This is a genomic window from Sphingopyxis sp. 22461, assembly GCF_052044915.1.
Classification (GTDB): domain Bacteria; phylum Pseudomonadota; class Alphaproteobacteria; order Sphingomonadales; family Sphingomonadaceae; genus Sphingopyxis.
This window is the reverse complement of record NZ_JBQENY010000008.1, coordinates 56,369-82,183: the sequence shown is the minus strand read 5'-3', so window position 1 is coordinate 82,183 and position 25,815 is coordinate 56,369. Positions and strand designations below refer to the sequence as shown.

Genomic DNA, 25,815 nt, shown 5'->3' with positions numbered 1-25,815 from the left:
GGACATAAGACGGGATGAGCGGATCGCTTTCCCCGACCTTTTTGTTCGCCCTCGGTCTGTTCGCCGCACTCTGGCTGCTCGCCGGATTTTGGGCGACCGTGCGTGGGATCGCGATGCAGCGGCGCGCGGCGTTCGTTGCGGGGCAGGCCGAACGGCTTGCAAGCCTTGTCGAAGCGTCGCCCCAGCTTCCCGTCATCGTCCGCGCCGACTGGCGGATCGAGGCGAGCGAGCGGCTCGGCCGCTGGTTGGGGCTCAGCCAAGGCCCGCGCAATTTCGACGAGCTGCGGGGGTTGGGCAGCGGGCTCGACGCGGCAGGCCATGATGCGCTGCGGCAGGCGATCCTCGGCGCGCAGCGCGGCGCCAAACCCTTTACGCTCAGCCTGAAGCCCGAGGGCGGCGACCGGGCGATCATCATCCATGGCGCCGCGGCGCCGAACGCGGTCTGCGGATCGGGCGGGGTGCTGCTCTGGCTGAGCGACGCGACCGACGGGCAGCGCGCGCTGGCGCATGCGCGCAGCGAGCGCGACGAGGCGATGGCGGCGTTCGAGGCTTTGTCGGGACTGATCGAGGCAGCGCCCTTTCCGATGTGGTTCCGCGACACCGATCTCCATCTCGCGCTCGTCAACACCGCCTATGTCCGCGCGGTCGAGGCAAAGAGCGCGGTCGCGGTGATCGATGGCGGGGTCGAGCTGTGCGAGACCGTGGCCGGCGTGAGCGCCGCCGAAGCCGCCGACGAAGCGCGCATTGCGGGATCGGCGCAGGTACGCACGATTCCGGTGACGATCGAAGGCGAACGCCGCATCATGCGCGTCGTCGACGTGCCGCTGGCACCGCAGGGCGGCCGCGTGATCGGGATCGCGGGCTATGCGATCGACATTCAGGAACTCGAAACCGAGCGCGGCGCGCACCGCCGCTTCGTCGACACGCAGCGCGAGCTGCTCGACCGTTTGTCGGCGGCGGTTGCGCAATTCGGTCCCGATCAGGGGCTCAATTTCGCCAATCTGCCGTTCCGCCGCCTGTTCGGGATCGAGTCCGACGATGTCGCCGAGGCGCTGCCGTTCGCGCGGCTGCTCGATGCGTGGCGCGAACGCGGGCGGACGCCCGAGGTGCGCAACTATCCCGAATGGCGGCAGGTCCATGTCGACTGGTTCGCGCAGCCGGGGGCGAGCGAAGAGGATTGGCTGTTGCGCGACGGCACGCACCTCCATGTCGTTGCGCAGCCGACCCCCGATGGCGGGCTGTTGCTGATCGCCGAGGACAAGACCGAGCAGGTGCAGCTTGCGGGCGCGCGCGACACGCTGCTGCGCGTGCGCACCGCGACCTTCGACAATCTGTTCGAGGCGGTGGCGGTTTTCGCGCCCGACGGGCGGCTGCATCTGTGGAACCAGCGTTTCCGCCGCCTGTGGGGCATCGACGAGGGGACGCTCGCGGCGCATCCGCGTGTCGATGCGTTGATGAGCGGGCTGGCCGACCGACTCGCGAAGCCGAACCAGATCAGCATCGTGCAGGAAGTCATCCGTGCCGCGACGCTCGAACGCCAGCAGCGCGTGGGCGAGGTTCGCTTCGCCGACGGGCGCCATTTCGATTTCGCGTCGATCCCGCTGCCTGACGGCAATGCGCTGCTCATCATGCTCGACATCACCGCGAGCCGGAAGATGGAAGGAGCGCTGCGCGAACGTAACGAAGCACTCGAAGCCGCCGACAAGGCCAAGACCGCCTTCCTGTCGCGGATGAGTTATGAACTCCGCACGCCGCTGACCTCGATCGGCGGCTTCGGCGAGATGCTGCAGGCGGGCTATGCCGGCAAGCTCGGCGATCAGCAGCGCGCCTATATCGATGCGATCATGGATTCGGTGGCGGTGCTCTCCCGCCAGATCGACAATGTGCTCGACCTTGCGCAGGGCGAGGCGGGGACGCTCGCGGTCGAGCGTGCGCCGGTCGATATCCGCGCGCTGCTCGAAGGCGCGCTCGCCGACGCCAAGTCCCTTGCCGACAGCGAGAAGGTCGAACTCGTCGGCAATATCGCAGCGAACCTCGGCAGCATCGACGGCGACGCGCCGCGGCTGTCGCGGCTCGTCGCGGGGCTGCTCGACAATGCGGTGCGCTTCACCGCTCCGTCGCGCAAATCGGGCGCGCGCGTGCTGCTCCACGCCGATGGCGACGCGCGCGGCGTCGATATCATCGTCTCCGATAACGGTCCGGGCATGCCCGAGGCCGCCGTCGCGGTCGCCAAGGGGCAGCAGGCGGGGACCGCGACGGGCGGCATCGGCCTCGCGCTCGCGCGCCAGCTCGTCGCGGCGCACGGCGGGACGATGGAAGTGGTGAGCGAGCAAGGCCAGGGCACGCTCGTGCGGATCAGTCTGCCGCGCGGCGCATGACGGTTTTTACCTGCAACTATGGCTTGGACGATGCCGGGCGGATTGGCGCTGCGATCGGGACGGCGCTGATCGCGGGCGACGTCGTTTTATTGTCGGGCGGCCTTGGCGCGGGCAAGACGACGCTGGCGCGCGCGATGCTGAAGGCACGCGGGCTCGCGGGCGAGGCGCCGAGCCCGACCTTTGCAATCGTGCAGCCCTATGCGCCGCCCGAGGTCGATCTGCCCATCGCGCATGTCGACCTCTATCGCATCGACGATAGTGAAGAGCTGATCGAGCTGGGGCTCGACGATTATCTTTATGACGGCGCACTGCTGATCGAATGGCCCGAACGGCTGGGCGGCGAAGGCTGGCCGGACGCGCTGCTGCTCACGATTTCGGGTGAGGGCGGCGCGCGCGTCTTGACAGCCGATGTGCCTGCCGCTTGGGGAGCAAGATGGCCGCTCCGATGATTCCGCCCCCCCATGCGCCCGCCTTTCTCGCCGCGCATGGCTGGGGCGACGCCCAGATTTTGCCGCTCGCCGGCGACGCGTCCTTCCGCCGCTATTTCCGGATCGTCGACGGCGACCGGCAGGCGGTGCTGATGGACGCGCCGCCGCCGCATGAGGACCCGCGGCCGTTTATCGCGGTCGCCGAATTCCTTTGCGAACAGGGACTGACCGCGCCGACGATCCTCGCGCGCGATCTGGAGCGCGGCCTGCTGCTGATCGACGATTTCGGCGACGTGCGGCTGCGCGAAACGGTCGATGAGGCGCCGCATACCGAGGCCGGTTATTATGCCGGGGTCACCGACCTGCTCGTCCACCTCCACGCGCGGCCGCCGATGGAGGGGCTGCCGGTGCACGGGCTCGACCAATGGCTCGACGAGGTGATGCTGTTCAGCGACTGGTATTGCCCGGCCTTCGACATCGACGTCGACCGCGACGCGTTTCGCGCCGCGTGGGCGGAAGTGCTGACGCCGGTCGAAACAGACGGCCTGCCGCGCGTCACGGTGCTGCGCGACTATCATGCCGAAAATATCATGCTGGTGCCCGGCAAGGACGGCATCGCGCATTACGGCCTGCTCGATTTCCAGGACGCGCTCGTCGGCCACCCTGCCTATGACCTCGCCTCGGTGCTTGAGGATGCGCGGCGCGACGTCAGCCCGGCGGTCGAGGCCGCGATGCTCGCGCGCTACATGCAAGCGACGGGGCAGGACATCGAGAATGCCTATTGGGCGCTCGCGGCGCAGCGCAACACGCGCATCCTCGGCGTATTCGTCCGGCTGTGGAAGCGCGACAACAAGCCACATTACAAGAGCTTCCAGCCGCGCATGTGGGGGCTGCTCGAACGCGATCTGACGCATCCGGCGCTTGTCCCCGTTCGGCAATGGTTCGACGCCAATGTCCCCGCTTCGAAACGGGCGGAGGCTTGGTTGTGAGCGTGAAGATCGAAAGCGCGATGGTGATGGCGGCCGGGCTCGGCAAGCGCATGCGCCCGCTCACCGCGACGCGTCCGAAACCGCTGGTGCGCGTCGCGGGCAAGGCGTTGATCGACCATAGCCTCGACCGGATCGAGGCAGCGGGGGTCGAGCATGTCGTCGTCAACGTCCATTATCTCGCCGACGCGCTCGAAGCGCATCTGGCGGCGCAGAAGCGCCGTTTCAGCATCGCGATTTCGGACGAGCGCGACCTGCTGCTCGAAACCGGCGGCGGGATGGTCAAGGCGCTGCCGCAGCTTACGGGCGACCCGATCCTGATCGTCAACAGCGACAATATCTGGACCGACGGGCCGCAGGACAGCATCCGGTACCTCGCGCGCCACTGGGATGGTGAGCGGATGGACGCGCTGCTGCTCCTGATCCGGCAGGCGAGCGCGACCGGGCACGGCGGGCGCGGCGATTTCCACATGGACGGCGATGGCAAACTCAGCCGCCGCAAGCCGGGGCGGATTGCGCCCTTTGTCTATACCGGCATCCAGCTCATCTCGCCGCGGCTGCTCGACGATGCGCCCGAGGGGGCGTTTTCGACCAACATATTGTGGGACCGCGCGATTGCGGCGGGGCGGCTTTTCGGTCTGTCGCACATGGGGCAGTGGTTCGACGTCGGCACCCCGGCGAGCATCGCGCCGACCGAAGCCGCGCTGACGGATGGCTGATCGCTCGATCCTCCCTGTGCCGAAGGCATGGGGAGGTGGCAGCGGCGGAGCCGCTGACGGAGGGGCGATGACGCGACGTCGCACCCCCTCCACCACCCTTCGGGTGGTCCCCCTCCCCACGGCTGCGCCGCAGGGAGGATCGGCTTGCGTATCGAAGCCCTGCTCTAGATAGGGAGAGGATGACCCCGCATCCCACCGTCTTTTCCATTCCCGTCCAGCGGGCCTTCGCCGATGCGCTCGCCGCCGGATTGATCGCGCGCTACGCCGACGGTGCGCTGGGGCTGGCACAGGGCCTGATCATACTGCCGAGCAATCGCGCGCGGAGCGCGGTGCAAGCCGCGTTCGTGCGCGCGGGCGGCAACGGGCTGCTGATGCCACGGCTCGCGGTGATCGGCGACGCCGACCTCGATGAAAGCGTCGCGCTCGCGCTCGACCCGATCGACGAGAGCGATGCGATCCCGCCCGCGATCGATGCGCTCAAGCGGCGGCTGATGCTCGCGGGGTTGATCGAGAAGCATAATCCGGCGGGCGAGGAACCGATCACCGGCGCCGCGGCGTTCCAGCTCGCCGAGGGGCTGGGGCGCGTGATCGACCAGCTCCATTATGAAGAGATCGCGCCCGCGCGGCTCGCCGATATCGAAAGCGCGCTCGGCGACCTTGCCGGGCATTGGCAGGCGTCGTGGCGGCGGTTGTCGCTGCTCGTCGATCAGTGGCCGAAGCGGCTCGCCGCGACGGGGCATATCGACCGCGCCGATCGCCGCAACCGTCTGCTCGGCCGGGTGACCGAGGGGTGGCGCGTCGCACCGCCCGCGCGGTTCGTGGTCGCGGCCGGTGTCGCGACGGCCGCGCCCGCAATCGCGCGGCTGCTGCGTACCGTCGCCGATCTGGCCGACGGCATGGTCGTCCTGCCGGGGCTCGACCTCGGCATGGCGGGCGAGGAATGGGATGCGCTGGGGCCGGTCAAGCCCGACCCTGAGAGGCCCCATGAACGTCCGCTCGAGACGCACCCGCAATATCATCTGAAGCTGCTGCTCGGGCGCATGGGGGTGGCGCGCGACGAGGTGCAGGCGTGGGACGCGACGTCGCCCTTCGATGGCCCCGATGCGCGCGCGCCCTTCGCCTCGCTGCTCTTTGCGCCCGCCGCCTATACCGCGCGCTGGCAGCGGGCGGGGGATTTGGGGGCCGGCATTGCTGGAGTCACGGCGGCGGTGTTCGCCGACGATGGACAGGAGGCGCAGGGGATTGCGCTGATGATGCGCCACGCGCTCGAAACGCCCACGCGCACCGCCGCACTGGTGACCCCCGACCGCGCGCTTGCCACCAGGGTCGCGGCGGCGCTCGCGCGCTGGGATATTTCGGTCGACGACAGCGCGGGGCAGCCGCTCGGGCAGACGCCGCCGGGGGCGCTGCTGCTCGCGCTCGCCGAATTCGCCGCGGCGTTCGATCCGGTGCGGCTGGTCGCGCTGCTCGGACATCCGCTCGTGCGCGCGGGTGCGGCGCGGCTTGGCTGGCTCGATCAGGTACGCCGGCTCGACCTCGTGCTGCGCGGGCCGGGGCTGGTGCCCGGCTGGGGCGGAGTCACCGCGCGCATCGCCGAACGCGCCGATGATTCCAAAGGGCGCGGCCATGCCGAAGCTGAGGCGATCGGCGACTGGTGGGGCGATGTCGCCGCCGGTCTGGGCACGGCGCTTGCGCCCTTCGCGGCGGGCGTTCCCGCGCCGCCTTCGGTCCTGCTCGGCGCGTTGCAGGCGGCGCTCGGCTGGCTGACCGGCGAAGGGGCGTGGACGGGGCATGCGGGGCGGGCGCTGTCCGAATTGTTCGACCGCTGGGCGCTCGCGAAGGGCGACGGCCCGGCGCTCGTCGCGCCCGCGGATTTCCCGGCGATGCTGGCCGATCTCTTGTCGGGCGAGAGCGTCCGGCCGCCCTATGGCGGGCACCCACGCCTGTTCATCTGGGGCCTGCTCGAAGCGCGGCTGCAGCGCGCCGATGTGATGATCCTCGGCGGGCTCGACGAGGGCCGCTGGCCGCAGCAGCAAAGCCCCGACCCTTGGCTCGCGCCGGGCATCCGCCGGATGCTCGGCCTCGCGGCGCCCGAGCGTCAGCAGGGCGCGGCGGCGCATGATTTCGCGGGCGCCTTTGCAGCGCGCGAGGTGGTGGTGACGCGCGCGCAGCGCAGCGGCGGTGACCCGGCGGTGGCGTCGCGCTTCTGGCTGCGGCTCGCGGCGCTTGCAGGCGAATTGCCCGAGGCGCGGCTGGGCGAGCAATCGGTGGTGGCGCTTGCTGCGATGCTCGACGTGCCGCCGGGCGTCAGCGCGCCGGCCGAAAAGCCGCATCCGGCGCCGCCGCTCGCGGCACGCCCCGACCGGATTAGCGTGACCGGGGTCGACCAGCTCGCGCGCGATCCCTTTGCCTTTTATGCGGCAAAGATCTTGCGGCTGAGCGAACTCGATCCGCTGAGCAGCGGCCCCGACGCGAAGTGGTTCGGCATTCGCGTCCATAAATTCCTGCAGGACTGGCAGACGGCCGGACTGACCGAGGCCGCGTTCGATGCCGAATTGGCGGCGCTGCGGGCCGACCCGGCGCTCGATTCGCTGGCCAGCGCTTTCTGGTTGCCGCGGATCGAGCCGTCGCTGCGCTGGGCGGCCGAGCGCGTCTGGGCGTCGCGCGACGAACGCTGGCCGGTCGCCAACGAGGTGCGCGGCGAACATATCGTCGATGGCATCCTGCTTTTCGGGACCGCCGACCGCGTCGACCAGACCGCCGACGGCACGCTGGCGATCGTCGATTACAAAACGGGCGCGGCGCCGTCGGCCAAATCGACGGGCGAAGGGCTCAATAGCCAGCTTGGCCTTCTGGGCTTGCTCGCGCAGGAGGCGGGCCTCGGCGACCTGGCGCCCGAAATCGTCGACGCATTCGAATATTGGGAATTGAAGCGCGACCGGAAAAAGGATGTCGATGGCGCCGTGAAAGCGATCCGCGGGCAAAAACCCAAACCCGCGACGGCCGCGGCGGTCGTCGAGCGCGCGCGCGAAGTATTCGGCGATCTGATCGCGCGTTACCTGTTGGGGCAGGAGCCCTTTGTTCCGGGCGATACGGGCAAGCGCTATGCCGATTTCGACCATTTGATGCGCCGCGACGAATGGTTCGGGCGCGGCGACGCCGACGATCGCGGAATGGAAGCGGGGGCGGTATGATCGACCCTGACAAGCTGCTGAAGATGCTCGACAACGGGCAACGCGCCGCGGCGCAGCCCGACGATCATGTCTGGCTGGGCGCGTCGGCGGGGACGGGCAAGACGCAGGTGCTGTCGGCGCGCGTGCTGCGCCTGATGCTCGAAGGCGTATCGCCCGAGGCGATCCTGTGTATCACCTTCACCAAGGCGGGCGCGGCCGAAATGGCGCATCGCATCCACGAGCGGCTCGCGATGTGGGTGCGGATGGACGACGGCGACCTGCGCACCGAACTGGGGGCGCTGGGACTGGACCTTGAATTCATCGGTTATGACCGCGGCGTCCCGGCGCTGATCGAACGCGCGCGATCCTTGTTCGCGACGGTGATCGACAGCCCCGGCGGCGCGGTTCGCGTCCAGACGATCCACAGCTTTTGCCAGACCCTGCTCGCCAGCTTCCCGCTCGAGGCGCGGATATTGCCGGGGTTCCGCGCACTCGAAGATAGCGAGGCGCGCGCGCTGCAGCGCGAGGTGCTGGGCAAGCTTTTGTCGCAACCGGGGGACGACGGCGATCATATGCGAAGCATCGCCGCGATGCTGTCGCGCCGGCTGGGACAGGATGCCGCCATCGCCTTCCTCGCGCGCTGCGCGAGCAGCTTTACCGCGGCGAATGCCCCGCGCCTCGCGCCGCGGGCGACCGACCTGCGAACCGCGCTCGGCCTGCCGCAGGGCGACCCCGCCGACTGGCGCGCCGCGGCGATTGCCGGCGGCGCCGTCGCCGATGCCGATATCGCGGCCGTGGCCCTCAGCGGCCGCGACTGGGCGACCAAGACCGGCGATGCGCGCGCCGACATCATGGACGACTGGCACCGCGCCGATCCGCATGGGCGCGCGGCGATGCTGGCCGCGGTGCGCGGCTGCTTCCTGACCGGGACGGGCGATCTGCGCGCCGACTACACCAAGGAAAAGGGCGCGATGCGCGGCTGCCTGGGCGCCGCCGAACGGATCGTTGCCGCCACCGGCGATCTTTTGGCAACCGCCACCGCGATGCAGGTCGCCGACGATCTGGCGGCGGCGTGGGACCTCGGTAGCCGCTTTGCCGAAGCCTACGCCCTCGCCAAGCGCGACAAGGGTTATGCCGATTTCGACGACCTGATCAGCATCGCCGGTCACCTGCTCGCCACCGGCGATTTCGGCGACTGGGTGCGCTTCAAGCTCGACCAGCGCACCGATCATATCTTGGTCGACGAGGCGCAGGACACCAACGCGCGGCAATGGGCGATCATCCTGTCGCTCGCGGCGGAGTTTTTCGCCGGGCTGGGCGCGAAGGACGACCGCGTCCGCACGATGTTCACCGTCGGCGACCGCAAGCAGGCGATCTTCGGCTTTCAGGGCACCGAACCCGCGGCGTTCGAGGCGGCGCGCATTCGCTTTGGCGAGCGCGCGATGGCGGGCGGCAGGCCGTTCGAGGATGTCGATCTCGACACCAACTACCGCTCGAGCCCCGCGATGCTCGACGTCGTCGATGCATGGATCGCGGCGGGCGCGCCCGAATTGATGGGGCTGGAAAGCGACGAGCCGCCGCACATCCCCGCCGATTTCAACCGCGACCGTGCGGGCCGCGTCGAGCTGTGGGAGCCGCTCCCGGTCGGGAAAGCGCTCGATGCCGCTGCCGACGACGAGGGCGATCGCGAGGACGGCGACGAAGACACCGGACCGGGCGACTCCTCCGCGGCGGCGAGCGACCCCGCGAGCCTGCGCCTGTCGCGCGCGATTGCCGACGAGGTGCAGGACTGGATCGAACATGGCAAGGACGGGCGGAGCGTCGCGCCGGGCGACATATTGATCCTCGTCCGCCGCCGCCGCGACCTTGCGGCGCGGATCGTCGCGCGGCTGCAATCGCGGCACGTGCCGGTCGCGGGGGTCGATCGTTTTTCGTTGACGCAGTCGCTCGCGGTGCAGGATCTGCTCGCCGCGATGCGCTTCGCGGTCCAGCCGCTCGACGACCTCAACCTCGCCGGCTTGCTGGTCTCGCCGCTGCTCGGCTGGACGCAGGACGACCTGTTCGGCTTTGCCTATGGCCGCAAGGGCCGCGCCTTGTGGGAACAGCTTCGCGCACGCGAAAGCGATGCGCCGCCCGAAACGATGGCGGCCTTGCGCGGATTGCTCGGCATGGCCGACTTCACCACGCCCTTTCGTTTCCTCGACGCCATCCTGTCGGGGCCGCTGGGCGGGCGGCGGAAGCTGTACCGCCGGCTGGGCCGCGAAGCGCGCGATCCGATCGACGAATTGCTCGGCCAGGCGCTCGCCTTCGAACGGCGGGAAGCACCATCGCTGCTCGGCTTCCTCGCCCACATCGCCGCCAGCACCGCCGAGATCAAACGCCAGACCGAGGCGCGCAGCGACGTTGTGCGGGTGATGACGGTGCACGGGTCGAAGGGGCTGCAGGCGCCGATCGTCATCCTCGCCGATGCGACCGACGACCCGCGGCCGCGGCGGCTGACCTTCGACGTGTCGATGGGCGCGTGGGAGAAATTGCCGGTATTCGGGCTGGGCAAGGACGAACGGCACGGCGCGATCGCCAAGGCGCATGACGACAAGGAAGCGGCCGAGCGCGAGGAGCATTGGCGATTGCTCTATGTCGCGATGACGCGCGCCGAGGAATTGCTGGTGGTCACCGGGATCACCAAGACCGCCGACCGCAGCCTGCCCGACAATAATTGGCACAGCGCGGTCGATGCGGTGATGGCCGACATGGGCGCCGATTGGCAGGACGCCGGGCCGCGCTGGGGCCGCAAGCGCGTGTATGCGGTGCAGCCGAAGAAATGGGCGCGTCCGCCGAAGGACAGGACGAGGCAGGTGGCGCCGCCGGTTGTCGTGCCGCCCTGGGCGACGAAGCCCGCCCCCGAGGAGGCGCGCCCGCCGCGGCCGCTCGCGCCGTCGGCGCTGGGCGAGGACGATGTGGCATCGCCGCCGCAGGGGGGCGAGCGTGCGGTCGCGGTCGAGCGCGGTTTGCTGCTCCACGCGCTGTTCGAGCGACTGCCGCCGGTGCTGGCCGGGCGGCGTCGCGCGGCCGCATTGCACTGGCTCGCGGTACAGGCGGCGGCGCTCGACGAGGGGGCGCGCGCGGCGATGGTCGACGAAGTGCTCGCGGTGATCGAGGATCCGGCGCACGCCGCGCTTTTCGGTCCCGGGTCGCTGGGTGAAGCGCCGCTGTCGGCGGTCGTCGACGGCGTGGTCGTGGCGGGGATCGTCGACAGGCTGCTCGTCACACCCGACACGGTGACGGTGATCGACTATAAGACCGGGCGGCATGTGCCGGCGCATGCGGCCGATGTCGCGCCCGCATACCTGCGGCAGATGGCGGCCTATCGCGATGCGCTGCGGGTGATCTTTCCCGGTCGGCGCGTCGAGGCGGCGTTGCTCTACACGGCCGGGCCCCGGCTGATCTTGCTCGGAGACAACCTGCTCGACGCTTACAAGCCGGGCTTGCCCGCAACCAAGGCGAATTTGCCGGGTTGAGCCCTTGAGCCGGACGCGCCGACGCCTTAGCTTGGCGGCAACGATATTTCAGGAGTTCAGACTATGAGTACCAAAGCGATCACCGATGCGAGCTTCCAGTCGGACGTGCTCGACAGCGATACCCCCGTGCTTGTCGATTTCTGGGCCGAATGGTGCGGTCCGTGCAAGATGATCGGCCCGTCGCTCGAGGAAATCTCGGACGAGCTCGCGGGCAAGGTGGTGATTGCCAAGATCAACATCGACGAAAATCCCGATGCGCCGGGCAAATATGGCGTGCGCGGAATCCCGACGATGATCCTGTTCAAAAATGGCGAGATCGCCGACACCAAGGTCGGCGCGGCGCCGAAAAGCGCGCTCAAGGGCTGGCTCGAAGGCGCGCTCTGACCCTATTTTCGTCATCCCGGACCAAGTCCGGGGTGACGATATTATTGAGCTCAGCCATCGAGCTTACACCCGGTCGATCTGGAGATGCAGGACTTTCGTGACAAGCGCTAGCTCCGCAGCACCGATTGCCGACCAGCCCATGGCCTTTTGCGCGACGATCCTCCGGGTATGGAACGACGGGATGCTCGATACGAGCAATATCGATTGCACGCGCGATTCGGCCGACACGTCGGGCTCCGACTTGATCCGCGATATCAGCCGCGCGTTGCGTTCGATGCCGGGCAGCCACAGGCGATCGTAAAAGATATCGAAAGCCGGGCCCGGTTCGGCGAGTTCGCGGGCGATGATTCCGCTGCCGAGCCCATAGGTCGCGTTGCCCAATATCAGTTCCACCGATGCGGCCATCAGCTTTTTGAGCGCGTCGCGCGCCTCTTCCGGGCCCGATGCCGCCTCGATGGTCCGCCTTGCCCCGGCCACGGCATCATGGTTCGCGCGTTCGAAACGCGTCACGATCTCCTCCGCGCACGCGCGGTATAGCCCTTCCTTGCTGCCGAAATAATAGTTTAGCGGCGGAAGCGTCGTTTTCGCCCGTTCGGCGATGCGGCGCGTCGTCGCGGATTTGAATCCCGCCGCCCCGAATTCGATCAGCGCCGCCTCCAATATGCGCTGGCGCGATTGGTCGCCCTTGCGCGACGCGTTCGACACCGCGTCTCTTCCGGGCTGCGCAACGGGCCCTTCGTCCGTATCTCCCATCGTCATTATCAACCTCAAAGCTCTTCGCCGCAATCGATCTGCCATGCGTAAAGCAAATGCCCGCAGGTTGGCAAACATCCGATTTCCGGCGGAATATGGAGCTTTTGGCGGCCTTCCAAAAAATACTTAGAATACTATTGATTTTGGTCATTCCGAAATATATCATTTGATACATAATATGGGAGGCCGCGGAGTCGAGGGCGCTGGGAACGCGTCTGCGGGGGCGTTGGCCGTGAACATGGGAGAGAGATGGATGACACGCCACCACCGGGCCTTGACGGCGCTCGCCACCGGAAGCTTGATGATCGCGGTTGCCCATCCCGCGGCGGCGCAGGAGGCCGAAGCGGCCGCGACGACAGGGACGGCGGGCAGCGAAGACATCATCGTCACCGCCTCGCGCCGCCCGCAAACGCTTCAGGAAGTGCCCATTTCGGTGGGCGTCGTGACGGGCGACGCGATCGAGCAGCAGGGGCAGCGCCTGTTCACCGACCTCCAGTCGTCGGTTCCCAACCTCCAGATCGACAACACCAACGGCAATTACGCGATCACGATCCGCGGGCTCGGCTCGGGCGCGAACAATCTGGCGTTCGAGCAATCGGTCGGGCTGTTCGTCGACGGCGTCTATTCCAGCCGCGCGCGGTCGTTGCAGGTGCCGTTCCTCGACGTCGAACGCATCGAGGTCGTTCGCGGACCGCAGGGCGCGCTGTTCGGAAAGAACACCAATGCCGGTGCGATCAGCATGATAACGCGCCGCCCGACGCGCGATTTCGAGGCCGAGTTCCGCGCCGGAACCGAACTGGCCGAAGGCGGCATGAATTTCAGCGGCTATCTGTCCGGACCGATCAGCGACACGCTGAGCGTCCGGCTGAGCGGCGGTGCAGGGCAGGCCGACGGCTATATCGAAAACCGGCTGACGGGTTTCGACGACAATGGGTCGAAATATCGCTCGGGGCGCGCCCAATTGCTGTGGGAGCCGAGCGAGGATTTCGAAATCCTGCTCAAGGCCGAGGGGTTCCGAAACGAAATCAACGGGTCGAACGCCGTCTACAACAATATCGGCAATCCGAACTGCAACCTCTGCAACATCGTCCGTAATGCCAGCGGCGGTGCCGACGCGCAGGACAAGCCCGGTTTCTGGCGGTTCAGCCGCGGTTTTCCGGAGGAATATGACGTCACCAAGTCGCGCACCGGCGCGATGACGATGAACTGGACCCCGGGCGACTGGTCGGTCACCTCGATCACCGCTTATCAGGCGGTGGATTCGGAGCGCACGTTCAACACCATTCCCGGCCCGATCAACCTGCTCAACACGCTGCAGGCCGAAGAGAGCAGCCAGTTCTTCCAGGAACTGCGCGTCTCGCGCGACGTCGCCGCCGGGATCAACCTCGCGTTCGGCGCGACTTACACCGACGCCGACCTCGATATCCTGCAGCTCATCAGCTACAACGGCAATCTGGTGGGGACGACGCTGCCGCAGGCCGAGGGGAAGCGCGGCTTCACCCAGTCGTCCTGGTCGCTATCGCCCTTTGCGATCGTCGAGGCGGAACTGACCGACGCGCTGACCTTCAGCGGCAGCCTGCGTTACAGCCATGAAAAGAAGGAAGCGCGCGGGACGAGCACCAACGTCGGGCCGCGTATCCCCGCGAACAACCTCGATTTCGACATCAGCGGCAACCGGACCGAGAAACTCTGGGATTATTCGCTCCGCCTCCGCTACGAATTCAGCCCGGCGGTGTCGGCCTATGTCAGCTATGCGACGGGAACGAAGGGCGGGGGCTTCCTGTCGAACGATGGACTGCTCCTCTATAATATCCGCAACAACAACGGCCGTTTCGACTTCGACGACGAACGCGCGCGCGCGTGGGAACTCGGCACGAAAATGCGCCTGTTCGACCGCAAGCTCGACCTCGACATCGCGCTGTTCCGCACGCGCTTCGCCAATCTGCAGGTGTCGTCGTACAATGGCACTGCCTTCATCACCGGCAACGCTGCCAAGGCAACCGCGCAGGGCGTCGAGGTCGAGGCGCGCTACCGGCCGAGTCGGGTCGTCAGCCTCGGCGCTACGGGGGCGTATCTGGACGCGAAATATAACGATTATCCGGGCGGCCCCTGCCTGTACAACGCGCCGGCCGGCTGCACGCCCGCGACGAACAATCTGTCCGGCGTGCGCCTGACCCGCGCGCCCGAATGGAAGGCATCGGGCTATGTGCAGTTCGATGTGCCGGTGAGCGATGACCTGATCGTCAGCGCGCGCGGCGCCGCCGACTACACGTCGAAATCCTATTTGCAGGGCGATCTGAACCCGCTCAATACGCAGCCGGGTTACGCGAAGTTCGACGCGCGCCTGGCGATCCGCAAGGAAGATGGCGCGTGGGAACTCGCGCTCGTCGGGCGTAACCTGACGAATGAGGTAACGTTCAGCCAGGCGATCAACACGCCGCTGCTCGGCGGCAACAGCCATGTCGTGATGATCAACGCGCCGCGGACGGTCAATCTGGAAGCCGTGTTGCGCTTCTAGGCACGGTATCGATTGGACACGGAAAGGCCCCGAGATGGTTTGGACTGTTGACCGCCGGACATTCGTAGGCGGGCTGGGCGGCGCCGGGGCGCTCGCGGCGTCGGGCGCGCGGGCCAGCGTGTCCGCGGCGGACGGGCGCAAGCTCAACATCCTGATGATCGTCACCGATCAGGAGCAGAGTATCGCGAGCTTCCCGCCCGGATTGCTCGAAAAGCTGCCGGGGCACCGCGAGTTGATGGCGCGCGGCCTGCTCGTCGAAAATTACCATGTCCAGACGACGCCGTGCAGCCCGTCGCGCTCGACGATCTTCACCGGGCATCATACGCAGCGTACGGGCATCTATCTGAACTCGAGCGGTGCCGACGATCCGGTGCTGCCGACCGACCTGCCGACGCTGGGGCATATGATGCGGTCGGCGGGCTATTATACCAGCTACAAGGGCAAATGGCACCTTTCGCCGATCAACGAAAAGCGGAACTGGAACCAGGTGTCGGGCATGATTTATCCCGCCACCGAAAAGGCCATGGAAGAATATGGTTTCGACGATTACGGCTTCGATGGCGAGGCGGTCGGCCTGACGTGGGACGGGTATCGGCACGACCAATATATCGCCGCCGACGCCTCGCGCAGCATCCTCGATTTCAAGGAGCGCGACAAGGCGGCGGGCAAGCCATGGTTCATGGTCGTCGGCCTGCTCAACCCGCACGACATCATGTTTTATGATGCGACGGGCAAGCAAACCGAGACACGCGCGCATCCCTATCTGCTGGGGCCGCTCCGCCGCGAACCGGGCGACCCGCTCTATGCCGAGGATAATGGCTTCGAGCTGCCCGCGAGCTTTTATCGCGACGATTTGAGCGGCAAGCCTGAGGCGCATCGCGGCATCGCCGCGTCGAACGTCCGCACCTATGGCGCGCTGGATCATGGCGACGAAGCGTCGTGGCGCCGTTTCCGCAATTATTATTACAACTGCATCCGCGACGTCGACCGGCGGATCGGCCAGTTGCTGTGGGCGCTCGAGACGAGCGGCCAGCTCGAGAACACGATCATCGTCTATACCGCCGACCATGGCGAACGCGCGGGCGCGCACGGCATGCGGCAAAAGGGCGGCACGATCTACCGCGAAGAGACCAATGTGCCGATGATCATCGTCCATCCCGATGCCGCGGGCGGGCGCCGCTCGCGCCGCCTGATGAGCGCGGTGGACATCGCGCCGACCCTGCTCGCGCTGGGCGGGAAGGATGTCGGCTGGCGGAAGGAGCATTATCCCGATCTGCCCGGCGTCGACGTGACGCCGTTATTGACCGACGCCAATGCGCGCACCGAACGCGACGTCAGGGGGCATTTGTTCAACTATGCCGTGGCCTATGGCTGGGCGCCGAAGGCGGGACAGCCCGCGACGGCTCCCTTCACCGACCGTTTCGACCTGTCGCGACGCCGGCTGCACCGCGGCGTGCATGACGGCCGCTGGAAGTTCGCGCGCTATTTCGCGCCTGCGCATCACCAGCACCCGCAAAACTGGGCCGAATTGTCGGCGAACAACGACCTCGAACTCTACGACACGCAAGCCGATCCCGACGAGATCGTCAATCTCGCCGCGCGGCCCGAGCAGCGACGCAACATGACGCGGCTCAATGCGATGGTGAACGCGCTGATCGCGCGCGAGGTCGGAACGGACGATGGCAGCGAATATCCCGGGCCGACCGAGACATATAATCGGCCTTGGCCGGGCTGAGCGAGGATTCTCAGCCTTGGCTGGCTTCGGCGCGGGCTGGCGGGTCGACGCGGGTCATCGCAGCGATTGCCAGCAGCAGGGCAAAGGCGGCGAAGGCCATCGTATAGATGGGCTCCCCCGGAAACAGGGCTTTCATGATCGAGCCCATCACCGTCGCCACGAGCAATTGCGGGACGACGACGAAGACGTTGAAAAGCCCCATATAGATGCCGAGCTTCGCTTGCGGCAGGCTGGAGGCGAGGATCGCATAGGGCATGGCGAGGACCGAAGCCCAGAAAATGCCGATGAAGATTTCGCTGACGATCAGCTGCATGGGATCGCGCAGCAGGAAGAAGCTGGCATATCCCGCCGCGCCGCACGCGAGGCCGACCATATGCGTGCGCGCCTGTCCAAGACGACGTGCAAGCCAGGGGAGCAAGGTCAGCGCCGCGACTGCGGCGACGCCGTTGTAGATGGCGAACAATTGGCCGACCCAGTTGCCGGCGTCCTGATAGGCGGCGCTCGCAGCATCGGTCGTCCCGAAATGATATTGGGCGACGATCGGGGTGGTGTTGATCCACATGATGAACAGCGCCGACCAGCTGAAAAACTGGACGAGCGCGAGCCGCTTCATCAGCGGCGGCATGCCGGCGAAATCGCCGACGATGCTCGACAGCATGTTGCGGTCGTTCCCCCGGCGCGCCAGCGCGATTGCGGCGATGCTCGCGAGGCCGTAGCCGATGAGCAGCGCGCCGAGCAGCAGCACTTCGCGAAGCAGTGCGAAATGCTGCTGGACGAACAGGACGAGGAGGCCCGCGGCGGCCCAGATGAGGCCGCCGCCATAGCCACGCGACGCGAGCGCGCGGCTGGCCTGACCCGCGTCGGGTGCGGCGCGTTCGAAGGCCGCCATCTGTTCGGGGCTATATTCGCCCGTTGTGACGACGGTCCACAGCACCGCGAGGAACAGCGCGATCCCTCCGAACCAGAAGGCATAGCGGACGGTATCGGGGATCTGCCCCGCCGGTGCGACGTTCGCGACGCCCATCGCCTCCATCAGCGAAGGAAACAGCGACCCGACGACGGCGCCCGCGCCGATGAAGGCGGTCTGCACCGCATAGCCGACGCTGTGCTGGTCCTTGCGCAGCATGTCGCCGACGAAGGCACGGAAAGGCTCCATCGAGATGTTGAGCGAGGCGTCGAGAATCCACAGCATCATCGCGGCGAACCAGATCGCCGGGCTTTCGGGCATCACGAACAGCGCGATCGCGGCGAGGATCGCACCGGCGAGGAAATAAGGACGGCGGCGTCCGAGCCGGCCGAGCCATGTCCGGTCGCTCATATGCCCGACGATCGGCTGGACGAGCAGCCCGGTCAGCGGCGCCGCGACCCACAGGCCGGGGAGGCGTTCGATATCCTCGCCCAGCGACTGGAATATCCGGCTCATATTCGCATTTTGCAGCGCGAAGCCGATCTGGATGCCGAAAAAGCCGAAGCTGATATTCCATAGGCCGGCAAAGCCCTGCTTCGGTTTTTCCATCATGCGTCTCCCGTCGGGGCCGTCGGTCGCGGCTTCCGTTGCGTCGGGGTGTTGCAGCGAGCGGGGAAGAGAGCAAGCGCGGGGCGGTTACGTATACGAATACGTGAAGAGGCGGCGTTCGGCGGATTGCGGACTCCAGCACTATCGTCACCCCGGACTTGATCCGGGGTCCCGCTTGAGGTCGGAGCCAGCCGATGCCTCAAAACGCGGGATCCCGGATCAAGTCCGGGATGACGAAGGGTAAGCTAGACGGCCGTGCTCTGGCGCCGGATCAGCCGGGCCGGCAATATCCGCTGTTCGACCGGGCGGTCGTCGATGCGTGCGAGCAGCGCGTCGACGAGCAAGCTTCCCGCGCCCTTCATATCCTGCATCAGCGTGGTCAGCGTCGGTGTGGTCAGGCTGGCGGCGGGGATGTCGTCGAAGCCGATGATCGCGACGTCGTGCGGCAGCCGTAGTCCCGCTTCGGTCAGCGCGCGCATCGCGCCGATCGCGATCAGGTCGCTCGCGGCGAAAACGGCGTCGAAACGCTGGCCGCTTTCGATCAGCGACCGCGCGGCAGCATAGCCCGAATCCTCGGACGACACCGCATCGCGTTGCAGCGCCGGATCGGGTTCGAGGCCCGCGGCGCGCATTGCGCGGCAGAGGCCGTTGTAGCGATCTTGGAATTCGGGCGCATGGTCCGACGCGTCGCCAAGGAAGGCGATGCGCCGCCGCCCGATCTCGACCAGATGCGCGCCCGCCTGCTCGCCCGCGCCGACATTGTCCGATCCGACGGTCAGCCCGATCCCGTCGTCGGACACCGATCCCCAGCGCACGAACTTGGTCCCCATCTCGACCAGATGCTCGAGCTTGGTGAGGTAGAGCTGATAATCGCCATAGCCGAGCAGGATGATGCCGTCGGACCGGTGGCTGTCCTGATAGGTGACGTGCCAGTCATTGTGCATCTGCTGGAAACTGATCAGCAGATCATAGCCGCGCCGCGCGCATTCGCGCGTGATCGACCCCAGCATCGACAGGAAGAAGGGGTTGATCATCGATTCGTCGGGGTTCGGGTCCTCGAAGAAGAGCAAAGCGAGCGTGTGGGTGCGCTGCGAGCGCAGGCTCGAGGCGTTCTTGTCGACGGTGTAGTTGAGTTCCTGCGCGATGCGCTGAATGTTGGCGCGGGTCGCGGCGCTGACCGATTTGCTGCCGCGCAACGCGCGCGACACCGTCGGCTGCGAGACGCCCGCCAGATAGGCGATGTCGAAACTCGTCGGCTTGGCCGAGGGCTGGCGCCCCATGTCTCTCTCCCGGCGCCGCGGCCTTCCAGGTGGCCGCCGCTCGCACCGCAGAGTAGCGATTGGTCCGGTGGATGCCAAGAAATTGCATGGGGCCGAGTCCCGCAGTTTTCGGCCCCGAAAGCGTTGCATTTCTGCGACAGGGCGCAGCGCTGCATATTATGCGTATACGTATACCCTATGGCGGCGCGGCGTGATTGGTTTCAATTGCGCGGCTCAAGATGGGAAAGCCCACGTGCCGGAGAGGAGCCTGACGGACGCCACGCGTTCCCCTCCCGATGCATGGGCAAGACCACCCGTCCGTGCCAGGGGAGCCACATATGACCATGCCGACCAATCTTCGCCGCGGTGCCAGCGCTATCGCGCTTGGCCTTGCCTTGACCGCCGTGCTGCCCGGCGCCGCGATGGCGCAGGACGCGAGCACCGCGCCGGTCGACGAGGCGCCGGCCGACGGCGAAATCATCGTCAGCGGTATCCGCAGCGCGATCGCCAATTCGGTCCAGGCGAAGAAGAACAGCACCTCGATCGTCGAGGTCGTTTCGGCCGAAGACATCGGCAAGCTGCCCGACCTATCGATCGCCGAATCGCTGTCGCGCCTGCCGGGCCTTGCGACGCAGCGCCTCGACGGCCGCGCCAATGTCGTGTCGATCCGCGGCCTCGCCCCCGATTTCACCACGACCCTGCTCAACGGCCGCGAACAGGTTTCGGCGAGCAACAACCGCGGCGTCGAGCTCGACCAATATCCGTCCGAACTGCTGAACGGTGCCATCGTCTACAAGACCCCCGACGCCTCGCTGATCGGGCAGGCGATCGGCGGCACGATCGACATGCGCACGGTGCGGCCGCTCGCTTATGGCAAGCGCACGATCGCCGCCGGTGCGCGCTTCGAGGTTAACGACCTCGGCAAGCTCAACCCCGATATTTCGAACAAGGGCTACCGCGCCAACATCTCCTATATCGATCAGAATGCCGACGGTACGCTCGGCTGGGCAATCGGTTACGCGCGCATGCAGTCGCCGACCGCCGAGGAACGGTTCAACGCGTGGGGCTATCCCGAAGCGACCGACGGCACGAACACCGCTTTCGTCATCGGCGGCGCCAAGCCCTATGTGAAATCGAATGAGCTGAAGCGCGACGGCGTGATGGCGGTCGTCGAATGGGAACCGAGCGACAAGTTCCACACGACGATCGACGGCTATTGGTCGAAGTTCAAGGACGAACAGCGCCTGCGCGGCATCGAGTTTCCGCTCTTCTGGGGCAATTCGACGCTCCAGCCCGGCTTCACGATCGAGGACGGTCTGGTGACGAAGGGCGTCTGGACGGGCACCGAGGCGGTGATGCGCAACGACGTCGTCCACCGCAACTCGACGATCATCGCGGGCGGCTGGAACACGCAGTTCAAGCCCAATGAGAAACTGACGCTTGAACTCGACCTTGGCTATTCGCGGATCAAGAAGACCGAGGAAAATCTCGAAATCTATCTCGGCACCGGCCGCGGCGCGGGCGTCGGCGCGCGCGAAACCGCGCTCGGCTTCGAGATGCGCCCGAACGGCGGGATCATGTTCGACCCGTCGCTCGACTATTCCGATCCCAATTTGTTCGTGATCACCGATCCGCAGGGCTGGAACAGCTGCGGCGGCGCGGTTGCCAACTGCCAGGACGGCTTCGTCAACACGCCGCGCGTCAAGGACCAGCTGAAATCGCTGCGCCTGCAGGCGACGCAGGAACTCGACGGCGTGCTCAGCAGCATCCGCGTCGGCGCCAATTATTCGGACCGCAAGAAGAGCCTCGACGACCGCGGCTTCGTGCTGACGAGCAAAAATTATCCCGCGAACACCCCGGTGCCCGCCGATTATCTCTATGACCCGGTGTCGCTCGACTTCATCGGCATCCCAGGCATGGTCGCGTTCGACAGCTGGCGTTTCTACAATGACGGCAATTATAATCTGACCGACGGCGCGGGCTTCGACCCGGCGCGCGTGTTCAACGATTATACGATCCACGAAAAGATACTGACGGGCTTTGTGCAGGCAAATTTCGACGCCGATGCGGGAAGCACCCCGATCCGCGGCAACGTCGGCGTCCAGGTCATTCATTCGGACCAGACGGGATCGAGCTTCTATGCGCAGGTCGTCGGCGGCGTCACCCAGTCGACGCCGGTCACCGACGGCGACAAATATACCGACATCCTGCCGAGCATCAATTTGTCGATCGAATTCGCCGACAATAGCTTCCTGCGCTTCGGTGCCGCGCGCGTGCTGGCGCGCGCGCGCATGGACCAGCTGAAGCCCGGCGGCGGCGTCAATTTCGACACGTCGAAGCGCAACAACACCGACGTCAACGCCTCGCCCTGGTCGCTCGACCTCGGCAATGCGAAGCTGCGTCCGCTGATGGCCGACACGGTCGATATCGGGCTCGAGAAATATTTCGGGCAGGGCGGCTATGTCTCGGTCGGCGGTTTCTACAAATATCTCGAAAATTACATCTACCGTCAGATCAATCCGTTCGACTTTACCGACTTCGAGGTTCCCGACGGCGGAACGGCCGGAACACGGGCCGGGCTCAGCAAGCAGTGGCTGAACGGCAATGCCGGTCGCGTCTACGGCGCCGAGGCCTCCTTCTCGCTGCCCTTCGCGAACTTCACCCAGGCGCTCGACGGCTTCGGGGTTCTGGGCAGCGCCTCCTATACCAAGAGCCGCGTGCGCGAAGGTACGGAGGATGCGATCTCGATGCCCGGCCTGTCGAAATGGGTCATCAACGGAACCGCCTATTTCGAAAAGGACGGCTTCCAGGTGCGCGCGTCGGGCCGCTACCGCTCGAAATTCCTCGCCGAAGTGTCGACGATCAGCCTCGCGCGCGACATGTTCATGGCGAAGAGCGAGTTCGTCGTCGACGCGCAGGTCGGCTATACCTTCCAGAGCGGCGCGCTCGAAGGGCTGGGTGTCCTGCTCCAGGCGTCGAACCTGACCAACGAGCCGTTCGTAACTTATTACAACAACGACCCGCGCCAGATCCGCGACTATCAGAATTATGGTCGCAACTTCATGGCCGGTATCACTTACAAGTTCTGACGGAATGAGCGGGCTGGCCTGCAAGGTCGGCCCGCTTCCGGACGAGAGGAAGGAACAGGGTGGGCGACAGTCGCATCACGAAGGTGGTGATCGTCGGCGGCGGAACCGCAGGCTGGATGGCCGCCGCGGCGCTCTCGCGCACGATGGACAACCTGTCGATCCGGCTCGTCGAAAGCGACGAGATCGGCACCGTTGGGGTCGGTGAGGCGACCATCCCCGCGATCCGCCTGTTCAATGCGCTGATCGGCATCGACGAGAATGAGTTCATCCGCGAGACGCGCGGGACGTTCAAGCTCGGCATCCAGTTTCACGACTGGGGCCGGATCGGCGACACCTACATGCACGCCTTCGGGCAGATCGGGCGCAGCCTCGGCATGCTGCCGTTCCAGCAATATTGGCTCCGCGGCCGGAACGAAGGCGTCGCGGGCCGGCTTGGCGATTATTCGCTGAACGAAACCGCGGGGCGGCAGAACCGCTTCGCGCGACTGCCGCAAATCCCGAACACCAGCCTCGACGGCATCGCTTACGCCTTCCATTTCGACGCCGCGCTCTATGCGGCCTATCTGCGCAAGGTTTCCGAAGCCGCCGGGGTCGAACGGACCGAAGGCAAGATCGCCAGCGTCCGGCGGGGTGGCGAAAGCGGCCATGTCGAAGCCGTCGTGCTGGAAGATGGCACCGCAATCGAAGGCGAACTCTTCATCGACTGTTCGGGTTTCCGCGCGCTGCTGATCGAGGAGGCGCTCGAAACCGGCTTTGAGGACTGGACGCACTGGCTTCCCTGCGACCGCGCGATCGCGGTGCCGAGCGAAAATGCCGGCCCGGCGCGGCCCTATACGCAGGCGATCGCGCACAAAGCCGGCTGGCAATGGCGCATCCCGCTCCAGCACCGGACGGGCAACGGCCATGTCTTTTGCAGCGACTTCATCAGCGAGGATGAGGCGACCGCGATCCTGCTCGCCAATATCGAAGGGCGGCCGCTCGCAGAACCACGGACGCTGCGCTTCCGCACCGGCATGCGCAAGCAGGCGTGGAATGGCAATGTCGTCGCGCTGGGCCTCGCCTCGGGATTCCTCGAACCGCTTGAATCGACCAGCATCCACCTGATCCAGAACGGCATCGCCAAGCTGCTCGCGCATTTTCCCGATCGCGATTTCGATGCCGCCAATATCGATGCCTATAATCGGCGCGTCCGCTTCGACTACGAACGCATCCGCGACTTCGTCATCCTCCACTATCACGCCAACCAGCGCACCGACGCGCCCTTCTGGATCCGGTGCCGCGAGATGGGCATTCCCGAGACGCTCGCCCAAAAGATCGCGCTGTTTCAGAGTCAGGGCCAAGTTGTTCGCGAAGGCGACGAATTGTTCATCGAGATCGGCTGGTTTCAGGTGCTGACGGGGCAGAATATCATGCCCGGCAGCTATCATCCGATGGCCGACCAGCTCACGCATGACGAACTGGCGGGCTTTTTTGCCGACATCGAGACGATCGTCGCGCGCACCGCTTCGCATCTGCCGACCCACGAAGACTTTATCGCGCAGCATTGCGCGGCAGGAGTGCCCGCATGAGCCTGTTCGCTTCGATCCTCGCGCTGAGTCTGGCGGGTGCCGCGCCCGCCGAGGATTATCGCCAGCGGCCGCCCGAGGATGAGATCATCTATTTCGTCCTTCCCGACCGCTTCGAAAATGGCGATCCGAAGAATGACCGCGGCGGGCTGAAGGGCGACCGGCTCCAGACCGGCTATGACCCCACCGCGAAGGGCTTTTTCCACGGCGGCGACCTTGCGGGGCTCACTAGGCGGCTCGACTATATCCAGGGGCTGGGGACGACCGCGATCTGGTTCGCCCCGATCTTCAAGAACAAGCCTGTGCAGGGGGCGAAGGGCGACGAAAGCGCGGGCTATCACGGCTATTGGGTCACCGATTTCACGCAGGTCGACCCGCATTTCGGCACCAATGCCGAATTCAAGGCGTTTGTCGACGCGGCGCATGCGCGGGGGATGAAGGTCTATATGGACATCATCGCCAACCACACCGCCGATGTGATCACCTACAAGGAGGGCGCAGACGGAGGCTTCCGCTATCGCAGCCTCGCCGATTATCCCTTCTCGCGTCGCGGCGGCACGGGCGGCGCGCCGATCAATCCGGGCTTCGCGGGCGATCAGGTCGCCGATGCCGACAACTGGAAAAAGCTGACCGATCCGGCTTTCGCCTACACGCCTGTCGTGCCGAAGGGCGAGGAGCGGGTGAAGGTGCCCGCGTGGCTCAACGATCCGATCTATTACCACAATCGCGGCAACAGCGACTGGGTCGGCGAATCTTCGCTCTATGGCGACTTTGCCGGGCTCGACGATCTAGCGACCGAGCATCCGCGCGTCGTGCAGGGCTTCATCGAAATCTATGGCCGCTGGATCGACGAATTCGGGATCGACGGCTTCCGCATCGACACGGCGAAGCATGTGAACCCCGAATTCTGGCAGGCCTTCGTCCCCGCGATGCAGGCGCGCGCGAAGGCGCGCGGCATTCCCAATTTCCACATCTTCGGTGAAGTCTATGTCGATGCGGTCGATCCGGGGGCGCTCGCCTGGTACACGCACGCAGCAGGCTTGCCCGCGGTGCTTGATTTCGGTTTCGCACGCGCCGCGATCGATGCGGTAAGCGGCACCAAGGGCACCGGCGAATTCGCGCGGCTGTTCGACGGCGACGCGCTCTACAAGGGCGGGGCAGGGGCGGCGCAACAGCTGCCGACCTTCCTTGGCAACCATGACATGGGCCGTTTCGCGATGTTCGTGAAGGCGGCAAACCCGAAGGCAAGCGAAGTCGAGCTGCTCCAGCGCGTGATGCTCGGCCATTCGATGCTGCTGACGCTGCGCGGGGTGCCGACGATCTATTATGGCGACGAGCAGGGGTTCGTGTCGGACGACAAGGATCAACTCGCGCGCGAGGACATGTTCGCCTCGAAGGTCGCGGCGTATAACGACAATGACCTGATCGGCAGCGACGCGACGACCGCGACGGCCAGTTTCGACCCCGCGCATCCGCTCTATCGCCATATCGCGGCGCTGTCCGAAATCCGGCGCAAGACGCCCGCGCTGACGCGCGGCGCGACAAAGGTTCGCGCCTTCTCTGAAAAGCCCGGATTGCTTGCGGTATCGCGCTTCGATCCCGACACCGGCCGCGAAGTGCTGCTCGCGTTCAACACGTCGGCGGCGCCGCTGTCGGCGAATATTGCCATCGATATGAAAAGCGCGGGCTTTACCGCGCTCCACGGTGACTGTCCGGCAAGCCCCGCCGCGCCGGGCAGCATCCATCTTTCTCTCCCCGCCTTTGGCACGATCATCTGCCAGGCCAGCGAATAAG

General features: G+C 66.3%; 15 protein-coding genes. 12 read left to right on the top strand and 3 right to left on the bottom strand.

Annotated features, from left to right (window positions below; all coding sequences use genetic code 11):
* Nucleotides 1–14: 14 nt before the first annotated feature.
* The 7 genes from ACTJI5_RS14415 to trxA all read left to right on the top strand — a co-directional run bounded on the left by ACTJI5_RS14415 (nucleotide 15) and on the right by trxA (nucleotide 11,586).
* Entirely contained in the window at nucleotides 15–2,378 is a 2,364-nt protein-coding gene (locus ACTJI5_RS14415; RefSeq protein WP_440860810.1) for a PAS-domain containing protein, read from the top strand.
* Nucleotides 2,375–2,827 carry a tRNA (adenosine(37)-N6)-threonylcarbamoyltransferase complex ATPase subunit type 1 TsaE gene (tsaE, locus tag ACTJI5_RS14410; RefSeq protein WP_440860809.1) on the top strand — a complete coding sequence of 151 codons (453 nt, stop codon included), beginning with the start codon at nucleotides 2,375–2,377 and terminating at the stop codon, nucleotides 2,825–2,827. The genes ACTJI5_RS14415 and tsaE overlap by 4 nt, the downstream gene beginning before the upstream one ends.
* A complete protein-coding gene (locus tag ACTJI5_RS14405) occupies nucleotides 2,824–3,795 on the top strand; it encodes an aminoglycoside phosphotransferase family protein (RefSeq protein ID WP_440860808.1) in 972 nt (323 codons plus the stop codon). The genes tsaE and ACTJI5_RS14405 overlap by 4 nt, the downstream gene beginning before the upstream one ends.
* A complete protein-coding gene (locus ACTJI5_RS14400) occupies nucleotides 3,792–4,511 on the top strand; it encodes a nucleotidyltransferase family protein (protein ID WP_440860807.1) in 720 nt (239 codons plus the stop codon). Before ACTJI5_RS14405 ends, ACTJI5_RS14400 begins: the two co-directional genes overlap by 4 nt.
* Nucleotides 4,512–4,690: 179 nt before the next feature.
* Nucleotides 4,691–7,705, top strand: a complete 3,015-nt coding sequence (gene addB, locus ACTJI5_RS14395; RefSeq protein WP_440860806.1) for a double-strand break repair protein AddB — start codon at nucleotides 4,691–4,693, stop codon at nucleotides 7,703–7,705.
* Nucleotides 7,702–11,202, top strand: coding sequence for a double-strand break repair helicase AddA (gene addA / locus ACTJI5_RS14390; RefSeq protein WP_440860805.1), 3,501 nt, complete (start codon nucleotides 7,702–7,704; stop codon nucleotides 11,200–11,202). Before addB ends, addA begins: the two co-directional genes overlap by 4 nt.
* A gap of 63 nt (nucleotides 11,203–11,265) precedes the next feature.
* A complete protein-coding gene (trxA, locus tag ACTJI5_RS14385; protein WP_037513673.1) occupies nucleotides 11,266–11,586 on the top strand; it encodes a thioredoxin TrxA in 321 nt (106 codons plus the stop codon).
* A 63-nt stretch (nucleotides 11,587–11,649) separates the two neighbouring features.
* On the opposite strand, the gene ACTJI5_RS14380 is transcribed toward trxA, so the two are convergent.
* Nucleotides 11,650–12,345: a CerR family C-terminal domain-containing protein gene (locus ACTJI5_RS14380; RefSeq protein ID WP_058537788.1), complete on the bottom strand. Its 696-nt coding sequence runs from the start codon at nucleotides 12,343–12,345 to the stop codon at nucleotides 11,650–11,652.
* Nucleotides 12,346–12,592: 247 nt separating this feature from the next.
* Between ACTJI5_RS14380 and ACTJI5_RS14375 the strand changes: the two genes are divergently transcribed.
* Both ACTJI5_RS14375 and ACTJI5_RS14370 read left to right on the top strand, forming a co-directional pair.
* Nucleotides 12,593–14,857 carry a TonB-dependent receptor gene (locus ACTJI5_RS14375; RefSeq protein ID WP_058801255.1) on the top strand — a complete coding sequence of 755 codons (2,265 nt, stop codon included), beginning with the start codon at nucleotides 12,593–12,595 and terminating at the stop codon, nucleotides 14,855–14,857.
* Between the two features lie 34 nt (nucleotides 14,858–14,891).
* Nucleotides 14,892–16,592 (top strand): sulfatase-like hydrolase/transferase, encoded by a 1,701-nt coding sequence (locus tag ACTJI5_RS14370; RefSeq protein ID WP_440860804.1) that lies wholly within the window; start codon nucleotides 14,892–14,894, stop codon nucleotides 16,590–16,592.
* A gap of 10 nt (nucleotides 16,593–16,602) precedes the next feature.
* Here ACTJI5_RS14370 and ACTJI5_RS14365 read toward each other — a convergent pair whose 3' ends face one another.
* Both ACTJI5_RS14365 and ACTJI5_RS14360 read right to left on the bottom strand, forming a co-directional pair.
* Nucleotides 16,603–18,108 (bottom strand): MFS transporter, encoded by a 1,506-nt coding sequence (locus ACTJI5_RS14365; RefSeq protein ID WP_440860803.1) that lies wholly within the window; start codon nucleotides 18,106–18,108, stop codon nucleotides 16,603–16,605.
* A 245-nt stretch (nucleotides 18,109–18,353) separates the two neighbouring features.
* Nucleotides 18,354–19,388 (bottom strand): LacI family DNA-binding transcriptional regulator, encoded by a 1,035-nt coding sequence (locus ACTJI5_RS14360; protein ID WP_440860802.1) that lies wholly within the window; start codon nucleotides 19,386–19,388, stop codon nucleotides 18,354–18,356.
* Nucleotides 19,389–19,705: 317 nt separating this feature from the next.
* Here ACTJI5_RS14360 and ACTJI5_RS14355 point away from each other — a divergent pair, with 317 nt between their 5' ends.
* From ACTJI5_RS14355 to ACTJI5_RS14345, 3 genes are read left to right on the top strand one after another with little or no spacing between them, the layout of a single operon-like run.
* Nucleotides 19,706–22,456, top strand: coding sequence for a TonB-dependent receptor (locus ACTJI5_RS14355; protein ID WP_440860801.1), 2,751 nt, complete (start codon nucleotides 19,706–19,708; stop codon nucleotides 22,454–22,456).
* Nucleotides 22,457–22,515: 59 nt separating this feature from the next.
* Nucleotides 22,516–24,024: a tryptophan halogenase family protein gene (locus tag ACTJI5_RS14350; protein WP_440860800.1), complete on the top strand. Its 1,509-nt coding sequence runs from the start codon at nucleotides 22,516–22,518 to the stop codon at nucleotides 24,022–24,024.
* Entirely contained in the window at nucleotides 24,021–25,814 is a 1,794-nt protein-coding gene (locus ACTJI5_RS14345) for an alpha-amylase family glycosyl hydrolase (protein WP_440860799.1), read from the top strand. Before ACTJI5_RS14350 ends, ACTJI5_RS14345 begins: the two co-directional genes overlap by 4 nt.
* The last annotated feature ends 1 nt before the right edge of the window (nucleotide 25,815 follow it).

Bases quoted from the DNA above. Each gene is read 5' to 3' on its own strand.
- tsaE (WP_440860809.1), top strand. From the start codon at position 2,375: ATGACGGTTTTTACCTGCAACTATGGCTTGGACGATGCCGGGCGGATT.
- addB (WP_440860806.1), top strand. From the start codon at position 4,691: ATGACCCCGCATCCCACCGTCTTTTCCATTCCCGTCCAGCGGGCCTTC.
- ACTJI5_RS14370 (WP_440860804.1), top strand. From the start codon at position 14,892: ATGGTTTGGACTGTTGACCGCCGGACATTCGTAGGCGGGCTGGGCGGC.
- ACTJI5_RS14345 (WP_440860799.1), top strand. From the start codon at position 24,021: ATGAGCCTGTTCGCTTCGATCCTCGCGCTGAGTCTGGCGGGTGCCGCG.
- ACTJI5_RS14375 (WP_058801255.1), top strand. From the start codon at position 12,593: ATGACACGCCACCACCGGGCCTTGACGGCGCTCGCCACCGGAAGCTTG.
- trxA (WP_037513673.1), top strand. From the start codon at position 11,266: ATGAGTACCAAAGCGATCACCGATGCGAGCTTCCAGTCGGACGTGCTC.
- ACTJI5_RS14415 (WP_440860810.1), top strand. From the start codon at position 15: ATGAGCGGATCGCTTTCCCCGACCTTTTTGTTCGCCCTCGGTCTGTTC.
- ACTJI5_RS14380 (WP_058537788.1), bottom strand. From the start codon at position 12,345: ATGACGATGGGAGATACGGACGAAGGGCCCGTTGCGCAGCCCGGAAGA.
- ACTJI5_RS14365 (WP_440860803.1), bottom strand. From the start codon at position 18,108: ATGGAAAAACCGAAGCAGGGCTTTGCCGGCCTATGGAATATCAGCTTC.
- addA (WP_440860805.1), top strand. From the start codon at position 7,702: ATGATCGACCCTGACAAGCTGCTGAAGATGCTCGACAACGGGCAACGC.
- ACTJI5_RS14360 (WP_440860802.1), bottom strand. From the start codon at position 19,388: ATGGGGCGCCAGCCCTCGGCCAAGCCGACGAGTTTCGACATCGCCTAT.
- ACTJI5_RS14355 (WP_440860801.1), top strand. From the start codon at position 19,706: ATGACCATGCCGACCAATCTTCGCCGCGGTGCCAGCGCTATCGCGCTT.
- ACTJI5_RS14405 (WP_440860808.1), top strand. From the start codon at position 2,824: ATGATTCCGCCCCCCCATGCGCCCGCCTTTCTCGCCGCGCATGGCTGG.